The 12,346-nt window shown below is 36.4% G+C and carries 13 protein-coding genes; 4 read left to right on the top strand and 9 right to left on the bottom strand.

Features of this window, described 5'->3' with window-relative positions:
- Nucleotides 1–138 precede the first annotated feature (138 nt).
- Together LKL37_RS05140 and LKL37_RS05145 are read right to left on the bottom strand one after the other, a co-directional pair.
- Nucleotides 139–1,110: a FecCD family ABC transporter permease gene (locus LKL37_RS05140; protein WP_431609516.1), complete on the bottom strand. Its 972-nt coding sequence runs from the start codon at nt 1,108–1,110 to the stop codon at nt 139–141.
- 24 nt (nt 1,111–1,134) lie between these two features.
- Nucleotides 1,135–1,695 carry a TlpA family protein disulfide reductase gene (locus tag LKL37_RS05145; protein WP_431609517.1) on the bottom strand — a complete coding sequence of 187 codons (561 nt, stop codon included), beginning with the start codon at nt 1,693–1,695 and terminating at the stop codon, nt 1,135–1,137.
- 33 nt (nt 1,696–1,728) lie between these two features.
- Here LKL37_RS05145 and LKL37_RS05150 point away from each other — a divergent pair, with 33 nt between their 5' ends.
- Nucleotides 1,729–2,853, top strand: a complete 1,125-nt coding sequence (locus tag LKL37_RS05150; RefSeq protein WP_431609518.1) for a 2Fe-2S iron-sulfur cluster-binding protein — start codon at nt 1,729–1,731, stop codon at nt 2,851–2,853.
- A gap of 56 nt (nt 2,854–2,909) precedes the next feature.
- Nucleotides 2,910–3,467: a SanA/YdcF family protein gene (locus LKL37_RS05155; RefSeq protein WP_431610438.1), complete on the top strand. Its 558-nt coding sequence runs from the start codon at nt 2,910–2,912 to the stop codon at nt 3,465–3,467.
- Here the strand turns inward: LKL37_RS05155 and LKL37_RS05160 are convergent.
- Nucleotides 3,464–6,073, bottom strand: a complete 2,610-nt coding sequence (locus LKL37_RS05160; RefSeq protein ID WP_431609519.1) for a BamA/TamA family outer membrane protein — start codon at nt 6,071–6,073, stop codon at nt 3,464–3,466. The two genes, LKL37_RS05155 and LKL37_RS05160, sit on opposite strands and share 4 nt — an antisense overlap.
- Here LKL37_RS05160 and LKL37_RS05165 point away from each other — a divergent pair.
- Nucleotides 6,059–6,784 (top strand): TrmH family RNA methyltransferase, encoded by a 726-nt coding sequence (locus LKL37_RS05165; protein WP_431609520.1) that lies wholly within the window; start codon nt 6,059–6,061, stop codon nt 6,782–6,784. The two genes, LKL37_RS05160 and LKL37_RS05165, sit on opposite strands and share 15 nt — an antisense overlap.
- Before the next feature lie 79 nt (nt 6,785–6,863).
- Here LKL37_RS05165 and LKL37_RS05170 read toward each other — a convergent pair whose 3' ends face one another.
- The 5 genes from LKL37_RS05170 to porQ form a co-directional block, all read right to left on the bottom strand.
- A complete protein-coding gene (locus LKL37_RS05170) occupies nt 6,864–7,364 on the bottom strand; it encodes a phosphoribosyl-ATP pyrophosphatase (RefSeq protein WP_431609521.1) in 501 nt (166 codons plus the stop codon).
- Between the two features lie 3 nt (nt 7,365–7,367).
- On the bottom strand, nt 7,368–7,676 hold the full coding sequence (locus LKL37_RS05175; RefSeq protein ID WP_047496002.1) for a phage holin family protein: 309 nt from the start codon (nt 7,674–7,676) through the stop codon (nt 7,368–7,370).
- Nucleotides 7,677–7,755: 79 nt separating this feature from the next.
- Complete coding sequence (locus LKL37_RS05180; RefSeq protein WP_431609522.1) at nt 7,756–8,106, bottom strand: YtxH domain-containing protein; 351 nt, start codon at nt 8,104–8,106, stop codon at nt 7,756–7,758.
- Nucleotides 8,107–8,201: 95 nt separating this feature from the next.
- Nucleotides 8,202–8,876 (bottom strand): (d)CMP kinase, encoded by a 675-nt coding sequence (gene cmk / locus LKL37_RS05185; protein ID WP_431609523.1) that lies wholly within the window; start codon nt 8,874–8,876, stop codon nt 8,202–8,204.
- A gap of 83 nt (nt 8,877–8,959) precedes the next feature.
- A complete protein-coding gene (porQ, locus tag LKL37_RS05190) occupies nt 8,960–9,952 on the bottom strand; it encodes a type IX secretion system protein PorQ (RefSeq protein WP_431609524.1) in 993 nt (330 codons plus the stop codon).
- Between the two features lie 167 nt (nt 9,953–10,119).
- On the opposite strand from porQ, the gene pyrH reads away from it, so the two are divergent.
- A complete protein-coding gene (gene pyrH / locus LKL37_RS05195; RefSeq protein WP_114822145.1) occupies nt 10,120–10,827 on the top strand; it encodes a UMP kinase in 708 nt (235 codons plus the stop codon).
- 82 nt (nt 10,828–10,909) lie between these two features.
- On the opposite strand, the gene LKL37_RS05200 is transcribed toward pyrH, so the two are convergent.
- Nucleotides 10,910–12,268, bottom strand: coding sequence for a lipase family protein (locus LKL37_RS05200; RefSeq protein ID WP_431609525.1), 1,359 nt, complete (start codon nt 12,266–12,268; stop codon nt 10,910–10,912).
- Nucleotides 12,269–12,346: the final 78 nt, after the last annotated feature.

A 12,346-nucleotide genomic window follows, 5' to 3' on the forward strand; every position in this document is an offset into this window, starting at 1 on the left:
GAGATTTTCAGCAAGGGGTTGGGGATATTTTTTGTTTAGAATATGCTGTGTTCAATTTTATCGGAGATAAAATCTTTGCTTCTTAAAACAATGTCAAATTCATTTTTATTGCGCATTTGCATTTATCCAACAAAAAAATCACACCTTATTCTGCTTCAAAAGCATCATCAGAATGACAGGGATACCAAATACAGAGCTTATCACATTCAATGGAATCTGTGTTTTTTCTGCAATCACCGAGAAAAATAACATGATCAGCATTCCCAGAAACATATTAAGAATCCACTGCTGCCATAATTTTGAAGGATTATAGACCAATCTGCAAAAGTGAGGGACAATGATTCCTATAAAGAGAATAGGTCCCAGAAATGCAGTAACAGAAGCTGATAGGAGAGAGGATGCTACGATTATTAAAAGCTTCAGCTGTTTCAGGTTTACTCCTAAACTTTGTGCATAGGAATTGCCCAGTGAGTTTCCAATAAGTGGCTTTATCACTCTGAAACAAATAAACATACCTATTAAAACTATGATGAACAGTACATAAATCTGATTCCTTGTTACCATATTATTGGCTCCGAAAGACCATAAAATATAGTTTTTCAAACTTTGATTTTCTGCATAAAACTGCAGCAGAGATACAATTGCTCCGGCAAAAGCAGATACCAGAAATCCAAAAATAATAAGATAGGATTTGTCCTGAAATCTGTTTGACATTGACAAAAGAATCAACATTAGCAGCAAACTTCCACCAATAGCTGATAAGCTAAGGAAACTGTTTTGCAAAAATTCAGGCAGTAAAATATTGTGAGAAAAGAAAATATAAAAGGCAACTGATAGACTGGCGACCGAAGTGATTCCCAGTATATCGGGGCCAGCCAGCGGATTTTGAAAATATTCCTGCATCAGAAAGCCTGAAGTAGGAATTGAAATTCCGGCCAGCATCATTACCAAAACACGGTTGATACGGATCTCGGCAATTTGGCTATGAGCAGAATCTTGAAAGAAATCCTGGAAGTTTAAACTTAAAAATCCTGTATTCAGATTAATGAAAGCGCTTACAATAATTGCAATCACGAATAATAAACACAGGATTTTAAATCTTTTTGACATGATTCAGAAAGAGTTCAGTCTATTTTATTTTAAGAAAGAATCGATTTTTGAGTTCAAAACATCTTCCGTCATCATTCCCAGATATTCATCGGTTTTATCTCCTTTTCTCATGAAAGTAAAAGGTATAGAACCTCCATCCCATTGTTTGAAGTTGTTATGAAAGAAGTTTTGATCTAATTTTTGTCCGTCCAGTAAAATAATGCTTCCTCCCAGTTTATTTTCTGTAGCAAAATTTTTCACAGCACCAGCCCATTCAGCCTTGTCATCAAGGTTTATGAAAGTGAATTTTACAGGTTTTCCCTTCAATTCCTCCATTTTACTTTTAAAACTCGGAATCTCTCTCATGCAAGGACCACACCAGGTTGCAAAAAAATTGGTTACATATAAAGTATCATTATTTTTAGCTAGATGCTGGCTTACATTTTCCGGAGAAAGTTCTTTAGGAAGAACTGTACTTCCTTCAGGTTCTGTAGTTTGAGATACGGAAACAGAGTCTGCAACTGCTGTGTTTTCAGTTTTCTGACCTTCTTTTTTACAGCTGTACAGTGCAGTAAGAAGTAACGTGGATAAAATTATCTTCTTCATAAATTATTTTTTATCTATTTTTGAATTGAAGTTATGGAACAACAAATCTATAAAGGGAAACTGATACAGTTTCATCCGTTAAAAATAGCGAAAAAGGAAGAGCTGACCAAAAATACTTTTTCTCTGGAGTTTGATATTCCTGAGAATTTAAAGGAAAATTTCAGATTCGAAGCAGGGCAGTTCGTCAGTATACGATTTCAATCCCATGGGAAAGAGGTTATTAATGATTATTCAATGACATCTGCTCCCTATGAAGGTAAAATATGTTTGGGGATAAAGGTTAATTCTCCTGATGGAGCGACTTCGCAGTTATTTCAGAATTATAACGCAGGGGATGAGCTGTGGGTAAGTGAACCTGCAGGGAGATTTACGATTGTATCTAAACCCAGCGAATTCAGGACTATTGTTGCTTTTGCTGCTGGTATAGGGATTACACCTATTTTGAGCCATTTTAAAAATATTCTTCACAACGAACCCAGAACCCGTTTGTTTTTATTTTTTGGAAATAAAAGTTCAGAAGATCTTGTTTATCGTGATCAGCTGGATAATCTTGCCAGAACCTGTGGTGACAGACTTCAGATATTTTATTTTTTTTCAAGGGAAAAAACAGCAGACCAGTTTTTTTATGGCAGGCTGGATGAAAAGAAATTGGCTCTCATTATCAATCAGATCCTTCATTTGGACGATACGGATGAGGAGTCTACCATCTGGGATGCTGTAGATGAAGTATTAATCTGTGGAAAAGGAGAAATGATCAAGACATTGGCTAATGCCTGCTATCACCACGGAATTCCGAAAAAAAATATCCATTTTGAACTTTTTGAAGAATTTAATGATGATATTTATCCTGTAGAAAAAGAATTTCCTCTGATTGAAAATATTGAAGTTGAGTTTACCATGCTTGGAAAAAAATATACTACTCATCTTGCTGATAACAAGGATAAAATCCTTCAACAGCTTCTTATTCAGAAATTTCCGGTTCCTTATTCATGTAAGTCAGGGATCTGTGGCAGCTGTGAATGTTCTTTAGAAGAAGGTGAAGTGGAATTGCTGGAGAATGAGTATCTTACCGAAAAAGAAGAAGAACAGGGGCATATATTGGCTTGCATGTCTATTGTGAAAAGTAAAAAAATAAAGCTTAACTTTGATCTTAGTTGAGAGTCATTAGGAACATATTTAACCTGGGTTTTATATCATTGGAATTGGGAATTCTGATGATATGCTTCTGTAATGTGTGGGTTTTCGGGCTTACCAACGGGAGAACCTATACCAAAATCTCAAAAATACCACCAAGGGAAATTGCATTAGTTCTTGGAACATCTCCAAAAATGAGATCCGGAAAATCTAACCCTTATTTCACCAAAAGAATGGATGCAGCGGCTCTTCTTTACCATCATGGAAAGATCAAGAAAATTATAGTAAGCGGTGAGAAGAGTAAAGGTTACAATGAACCGGGTGCCATGAAAAACTATCTGATCAATCAGGAAGGAGTTCCGGAAGATATTATTGTGGAAGATCCGAAGGGATTCAATACCTATAAAAGTATTCTTCGCTGCAAAGATGTTTATAAAAAGAACAATGTGATTATCGTATCTCAAGGGTTTCACAACCTGAGGGCTCTTTTTTTTGCAAGAAATAATGATATGAATGCTTTAGGATTTGATGCGCAAGATGTCACAAAGCCTGAAAGTTTCTACAGAAACCAGACGAGGGAAATCCTCGCCCGTGTGATTGCTGTAGTATATTTTATTCTGGGCGTTTCTCCGGATTAGAAAGGATATCCGAACGCAATATTCACTGTAGGTTTAAAAGGTTGGATATATTTTACTCTCCATCGGTCACCTTCAGGTTTATTTGGGTCGTAAATCTTATAAGCAAGGTCTATTCTGGCCGTTACATAGGCAATATTTAATCTTAACCCGAATCCACTTCCGATACCCACCTGTTTCAGGAATTTATTGAATTTAAACTCATCTCCATACCCGTCATTATAATTACGAAGACTCCATGTATTTCCAATATCGGTAAATAAGGCTCCTTCATAAGTTTTGTTGAACGGAATTCTATATTCAATATTGGTTGTCAGCTTTACATTGTCTGTCATATAAGTACGTACTCTTTCATCTACCTGAGAATCTGCAGGACCTAACCCACCAAATGCCACCCAGGCTCTGATATCATTGGAACCTCCATTGAAATACGACTTGATGATTGGCATATCTTGAGAATTTCCATACGGTATTCCAACCCCGATAAACTGACGAAGCACCAATGTCTGGTTTCCGTTAAATCTGAAATATTTTCTGGCGTCAATATCAAACTTAACAAACTGTGCATAAGGTAGGCCAAAAATAGTTTTTTGAGGACTGGTAACAACCCCTCCGTCATTATCTTTTTTGTTGAATAAGCTTAAAATATTACCAGCAAGCTCAACTTTTCCGTTAAAGTAAAAAGCATTTGGATATTCTTTTTTTCCAATCTCGCTGTAAACAAAGTTGTAAATCATGGAAGAAATAAGAACATCCTGTGTCTGTCTGTCTTTATTAACCAAAGTTCCTCTGAATGCTGTTAAAAGATCAGTTCCCTGTTGATTAAGACTTCCACGGTAAGCGTCGTTCTCTATAATCTTTTTGGAAACTTCATCTACGGTAAGTTTTCCATCTCTATAATCTTTTCCGGTTTGTTGAGTTTCCGGGTTAAACATAAAATAATTCCCGAAAACCTCATCTTTTACTCTTCCGTCATTCACAAAATAATCATAGTAGGCATCTTTATTTTTAGTAAGACTGACCTGAGTATTAAATAAAGTAAGCTTATGATATACCTGGTCATTTACACTGGCCTGATAGTTTAATCCGGTATTGAAAATAATTCTTCCCAAACCAATATTGTTCTGTATCGATGCTCCCAGCAAGATAGATGAAGTAGGAGTATATCGTTTAGGAATCAGTTTATAATAATTAATAGGAAGCAGCAGTCTTGGGAAATTCAAAGATGCCTGAGCTGATATTTCATAGGCGGCCACTCTTTTATCAATATCTTTTGTACTTCTGATTGATCCAAACGTTCCTGAAAGGCTGGTAGAAAGGTTTTCTGCCCCTCTGAAAACATTTCGGGTAGTAAGGTCAACGGAAGGAGAGATCCCGAGATTCAGAACCTGAGAATAATTAATATCTGTTCCCAGTTTAAACTCATACTTCGGAAGTGGTTTTAATACATATAAAACATCCACAATACTGTCATTAGGAGAAGTCATTCCTCCTTGTCTAAGTGAATCTCTTGCCTTAACAATACTAAAGTTGTTCATTGCCAAGAGATTTCTCTTGGTAACGTCTAGTTTTGTTTGGTCAAAAACTTTTTTGCTGTCTGGAATAATCGCTCTCCATATGGATGAAATTTTATACTTGTCATTCACCGTATGGAATCTTATTCTCCTTAAGCTGTCTTTCTTTGTGTTTTTAGGATAATCACCAGGTTCATCCACAATGGCAACGTCAATATTTCCAAAAGTGGCAATTTTATAGGGTGTATCCAAAGAATCTTTATGAATTTCAAGAGTTAAAGGAACCTGCTTTCTGCTTTTAAGAGAATCTGCAACAAAATACACTTCATCATTTAAAGAATTGAATCTATAAAATCCAAACTCTCTCATCTGTTCCGTAATTCTTGTCACCTCTCTTTCAAGTACAGTTTGATCAAGAATCTGACCAGATCTCACCAGACTTTTATTCAGAAAAGAGCTGTAGTATCCTTTGATCCCCTGATCCGGAATATTGTAAAAATACCCCTTGATGCGGGTGGGTTCGTTATGCTTAATAGAATAACTTACAGAAGCTTTTTTTGAAGCTGAATCCAAACTATGCTTGAAGGTTACATCTGCATCCCAGTATCCTCTATAGGTAAGCCTTTTCTTGATAGATTCAGCACTTTTTTCACTTCTTGTCTGATCAAGAATTACCGGAGCTGTTCCCCAATTGTGCAATAAACGATCGAAGAGCAGGCTTTTTCCCACACTGCTTTTCATATTATACTTAAGAAATAAAGAGTCTCTCAGTTTCTGATTTCTCATCTCACCGGGATAAGTCATATATTCATTAAGTATCGTATCGTATTTCGTATCAGCCATGTTGTACAAAAGTAAACTTAATGGCATGAAAAGAAATTGCTTTTTATTGGGCTTTTGCTGAATGTAATCTTTCAGTTCTTCATCGAAAAATTCTCTCTTATCCTCGAAGCCTAAACTGTTCTTGGTAAGGAGATATTCGCCTTCAGGAACTTTTTTTGTCGTACTACAAGCATAAAGGAGACCAACAAATGTTGCAAATGAGATAATTTTATAATATTTTTGAGGAGAATTCTTATAATGCTTACAGCTCATACAATAAAAGTTTTACAATCTTTAGATAAAAAGAAGTTCAGACAAAAATACAATTTGTTTTTGGTTGAAGGTAATAAAATCATTTGTGAACTTTCTAATTCTAACATTAAAGTTAAAGAAATATTCTCAACCGATCCACAAAAATTGGACCGTACTGATATTCCTGTTACCCATATCTCTGAAAATGAATTAAAAAAAATTAGTTTTCTTAAAACTCCAAAAGATTCCATAGCGGTATGTTATCTTGCTGAGGAAGAAAAATGGGAAGATAAGAATATACAGCTGGTTTTGGATGGAATACAGGATCCAGGGAATTTAGGAACGATTATTCGACTGGCAGACTGGTTCGGGATAGAACAGATTATTTGCAGCGAAGATACTGTAGATGTTTACAATCCGAAAGTGATTCAGGCAACAATGGGTTCTTTTACCAGAGTGAATCTTGTTTATACTGATCTTGTGGAATATCTTTCTGGAACAGAAAATGTAAACATAGGAACGGATATGGAAGGGGAGAACATCTATACCTTTGAGAAACCAAAAAAAATCAATCTTATTTTAGGAAACGAAGGAAACGGAATGAGACCTGAAACTGAAAAGCTTCTACAAAAAAGTATCAGCATTCCGAGGTTTGGAAAATCCCAGTCTACAGAAAGCCTGAATGTATCAATGGCTGCAGGGATTATTTTAGGACAGCTATTTTCAAAATAGAAAATTAGAAACTAGAGGTTAGAATTATTGTAAAATATTACTGAATAGTATCTAGCACCTAGTTTCTAATATCTTATTTCTATATCAATTGTTCCAAACTTGAAACACTTTTGTTTTTCTGATATACTTCCATCTTTTTTCTTACATATTTCAATGCAATCGGAGCAAGATAGATCAATGCGGCACCAATCAGTTTTTTCTTCCAGTTGGAGCTTTTCATATTCTTTTTGGCGTAGTTTCCTACGATAGCAGTAACGCCTAGCTTTACAAGACTGTCTGTAATATTTCCGCCTTTAAAAGCAGAGCTTGCAATTCCTACGGCTGTATTTTTACTGATCAGTAAATCCTTTACTTCAGAAGTAAGCTGTTTGGCAATGACATCCTTTCTCAGCACTACTTTTTCATCACCGTCTTCATCTATCTTTTCCTGAAGGTATTGGTCACTTAAGCCATTGGTAAAAGCACTTAGGCTTTCTTTCGTGTTTTTGAAGGTAAGAAGGTTCTCCAAATCACTTATCTCACCTTGAAGCAGTTTTTTCTTTCTTCTTAATTCTTCTATGCTCTCGTATTTTCTGCCCATAGTTTAATGATTTAAAAATTTAATTACCTGATCTGCAACAGTATTTACAATCTTATTTTTGAAGGCAATTACAAACGCCATTACCAGCGCATAAAATGCAGCAACAATTAAGAATCCGTAAGAATAATTATCCAGTGCTTTTCCAATAAGAAAAGCGATTCCAAAATTGAAAAGGATAATAAAAAAAGCAAAAGCAACAAGCAGTACTACAAAGTAAGTAATGAGCCCGGCAGAGAGAGACGACTTTTCTGTCGCTTCAATTTTCAGAAGATCTATTCTCTTGGAGGCGTATTCTTTAATAGTTTCTATCATTGTTTTTTTTTAAAGTTACAAAAAAGGAACTTTCGCACAAAAGTTCCTTTCTGTAATTTACTTAAAAAAGATAAATTACTTATTTTTTAAGATCATTTAGTTCCGCTTCTACATCTTTTGCCAAATCTGCAGTTTTAGAAACAATCTGATCCTTGTATTTATCATATCCGTCTTTCACAGTATGGGCTACGCTGTTTGCAGTTTCTTTGAAAGTAGAAGAAATATTGCCATACTGGTCTTTTACTTTTTCAGAAACCTCTCCGTATTTATTTTTAGCCCGATCTTTAAGATCATTTGCTTTAGTTTTAATTTTTTTTCTGGTTTCTTTACCTTCTTCCGGTGCGTATAACATTCCTAAGATTACACCTGCCGCAGCACCTGCAAGAAGTCCTGCCAATATACCTGCTGTATTATTTCCTTTTCTAGACATTTTAAGTTTTTTAATAATTAATAATAGATTAGTTTTTACAGTAATAAAACTTACAATTTGTATACCAAAGGAGGCCTAAAGCCTATTAAAAATTGTTAAATCTTTTCGATGTGAGATAAAATAAGTTCTATGGTTTCTTCTTTGGTTAATTCAGAATTATCAATAACGATAGCGTCCTCAGCCTGCTTCAATGGGGCTATTTCACGTTCGCTGTCGATCTTGTCACGCTCTATAAGGTTTTGCTTTACCTGCTCTTTATCGGCTTCTATTCCCAGGCCTTTCAGTTCCAGAAATCTTCTGTTGGTTCTTTCGTCTATGCTGGCAGTAAGAAAGAATTTATAGTCCGCATTTGGCAGAACTACTGTCCCAATGTCACGTCCGTCCATAATTACGCCTCCTTTTTCTGCCAAAGTGCGCTGTGACTGCAGTAAGAAGTCTCTTACTTCTTTCTGTTTGGCAACAAGGCTTACGTTGTCAGATACTATATTGGTACGGATTTCTTTAGAGATATCGATGTCATTAAGGAATAGAATAAGTGTTCCTTCGTTGTTTTTAAATTCAAGTTTGATCTGGTCTAAAGAGGAGAATAAAGTATTCAGATCAATCTCGCCATTTGTGTTCAGGCAATGCTGCAACGCATACCAGGTAACTCCTCTGTAAAGAGCTCCTGTATCCATATGAATAAGTCCCAGTTGATCAGCAATGATTTTAGAGATAGAACTTTTTCCGGTAGACGAGTACCCATCAATAGCAATTACAGGTTTTTTCATACTGCAAATTTCAAGATTTTTTCTTAAAAATCAAGAGGAAGTATGAAATTTTCGGAATAATTAAGAAATTTCAGCCGGAAATATTATTCTCCTCGGTGGCTGGAAAGATCCATAGAAATTCCTATCTGATTGACATTCGAAGAGTTGTGATATCTTACATGAGCATAATCAATACGGAATCTGGAAACTTTAACTCCAAATCCTGCAGAAAGTCCTGAGAAGTTTCTCTGATCTGCAACAGCCAGTTCATTTCCTCTTTTCACATTATATCCCAGTCTGATATTGAAATTCTTTTCCGGAAACAATTCTGCTCCCAAAGAAAAGTGGTCTGCAATTTTCCTGCCGGCACCTACTTTTTGCCCGTCCAGATTCTCTTCTGAAGAGATATCAAACTTCTGAAGGTCGTGTGCTGTAATAGTAATAGCAAGAGGGAAGTTCTTAATTATTTTGGTATATCCCAAATCTATTCTGAAAGGAAGATTTTCTCTTGTTCCATTGAAAGATTTCAACTGGAATCCAAAGTTCCTCATCACAAGAGAAACTACTTCTTTATTTTTTTTATTATGATAGGTAACCCCCGCCGTTCCTGAGATAGCGGAAGAGGTATAGTTATCAATTTTTGAGGTAATGAAATTAAGTCCTCCACCAATCGTCCAGTCTTCTTCAAACTGGTAGGCATAGCCTGCGCCAATGGCCACATCCGAAGCTTTGAATTCTCCGTTTTCAAAACCGCTTTCATCCGTTCTCGGAATACTCCCATAGCTCATATACCTTGCATTGATGGTAGCCATATGGCCATTCTCAAAGTCTTTGGCATAAGCAATAGTTCCGTATTTCGAGTCAGCAAGATAAGCTGTCGCGTTTACGGAAAGCTGTTTGTCAGAATCTCTATTTAAAAGGGCAGGGTTTGCAATAGCAAAGGAAACATCATAATCTCTTACCGAAATTGCATCTCCACCCAAAGCAGCCTGTCTTGCAGATACAGGTACATTTAAGAACGGATAAACATTTGTTCCTGTTTGCGCATAAGAAACAATTCCTGATAGAAATAATGAAAAAATGATAATTTTCTTCAACTCAATTTATAATTAATGCAAAAATAATCCTTTTTCGTACTTTTCAAAATATTTCTTACATTATTTCTATTTAAATATTTTTCTTTTATCAATATCATTAATGATTATATTTGCAAAATCAAATTCTGGGGAAACCCTTACTAATAAAAAGTTACTAAAAATAAAAGATGAAATATAAAAGAATCCTTCTGAAACTAAGCGGTGAGGCCTTAATGGGAAACAGACAATACGGTATTGATACTGAAAGACTGCAGGAATATGCATCTGAGATCAAAAAAGTAGTTGAAAAAGGCTGTGAAGTAGCGATCGTGATTGGAGGAGGAAATATCTTCCGTGGTGTAGCAGGAGCTGCAAAAGGTATGGACAGAGTGCAGGGTGATTATATGGGAATGCTTGCCACTGTCATCAATGGTATGGCTTTACAGGGAGCATTGGAAGATGCAGGAATCAAAACAAGACTTCAGTCTGCTATCGAAATGGATAAAGTGGCTGAACCTTTCATCAAAAGAAGAGCGGTAAGACACCTTGAAAAAGGGAGAGTCGTAATCTTCGGAGCTGGTACAGGAAACCCTTATTTTACTACAGATACAGCAGCTACATTAAGAGCAATCGAAATCGGAGCTGATGTGATCCTAAAAGGAACAAGAGTAGACGGAATCTACGACAGTGATCCTGAAAAGAACGCTGATGCTGTGAAATACAACTCATTATCTTTCGATGAAGTATTTGAGAAAAACCTTAAAGTAATGGATATGACAGCATTTACTTTAAGCCACGAAAACAAATTGCCAATCATTGTATTCGATATGAATAAAGATGGGAATTTGGAAAAAATTGTAGACGGAGAAAATGTAGGTACATTGGTTAATTTATAATCATTTTACAACTAAAAAATATACAAAACACCTGTTACAGTATTTGCTGTTACAGGTGTTTTTGTTTTAACATTAATCGTAATTATTTATCCGCACTAGCATTTTGTGTGATGTTTTCCTTTTCAACCAAAATATAATTGGAAGAAATCCACCCAATGATCTGACTTATTATTTTCATAATCATCTCAAATTCGGTGACAGCAGTTACTCCTGGTACCAACTTTATGACGTCTGGTTTGGGTAATGGCTGTGGTAAAATAAGACCAGTTACTTGTGGATTAGGTCCTGCCGCAGGAATACCATTATACATCCCCACATGTTGTACTGATAACTGAAGCATATAATCTTGCAAAGTGTCAGGAGGTGTTTTGATACTGATCGATGAGCCACTTGAGTGTTGGAGCTGGCCCGGAAGTGATTGGTTCTGTATTCTTGTATAACTGGCTCCTGAATTTGAAGAATCAGTGATCGCCATCGTTTGTAAAGCTTTCAATATGGAAGCTGTCATATTTGTAGGAGCCTGGCCATATATGGTTGCTATTTTCCCCAGTTCTGATACCGGCCATGCATGAGGCACAACATCCAGATCATTCCAGTGCATCGTATTCCAGCTTTGGTAAGTACCTGTTTGCTGCTGCCATCCTGGAGGCAACGGTGGAAATTTACTGTTGAAAAGATTGGCAAATGCTGCCTCACCAGGTGTTGGTCCGGCGGTAGGATATACAAGCGTTACCCCAAAAGCATTTAGATCCTTATTTTCTTTAAGATAAAGAGCTAGAGTAGGAGATAATGCCCCAGCAAGACTGTGTCCGCAAAATACAATGGCTGTACCCGGTTCCGGATTTAAGCTTGCAAGAAACTGCTGTAGAGTCGTATTGGGAGAAGCTGCATTATCGGGGCTGGTAAGTCCTAGAAGGATACTTATACCGGTGGCAGTCCCTTTTGAAATATAGGGGTCAGTTCCATTATAAGCTGATGGAGCAAAATTGGAAGGGTTATAAGTTGTCCAGTTTACGACTTCTGAAACTGAGAAATCTTCAGTTTCCCAATCGTAAAGTGAAGAAGGATTAGTTGCTGCAATAGCCACGACATAAGTAGGTAATGTAGGACCTCCCGGAAATGCGACAGCATTGGACTTCACGACATATAAAGCATTATCTGCAACATCGGTAGGAACTCCTTTTTCATTTTTTTCTTCAATCAGGGCAGGACCCCAGACAAGATCCCAGCTTCCTAATATCGGCAGAACTGAAGGATCGGCTGTTGAAGGTGTCTTCTGATCCATTATCTTAACGGGAGGAACATTGTTAAAATAAAAAGATAAATCATACTGAAGCTGCTGCTGTAGTTGGATACCAAAACCGTTGTAGCCTCCGGCGCGGTTTGCAAGACCTGCCATACCAAAAACTTGTTGATAGGCGTCTAAAGATGGATTTGTCATAATGTGATTGGTTTAAAATTAGTTTAAAAATGAGTACTAGTTATGTTTTCATGAAATTGTCTTTTGCAAGACCTTCTG

This window comes from Chryseobacterium sp. 'Rf worker isolate 10' (assembly GCF_050753305.1).
Lineage (GTDB): Bacteria > Bacteroidota > Bacteroidia > Flavobacteriales > Weeksellaceae > Chryseobacterium.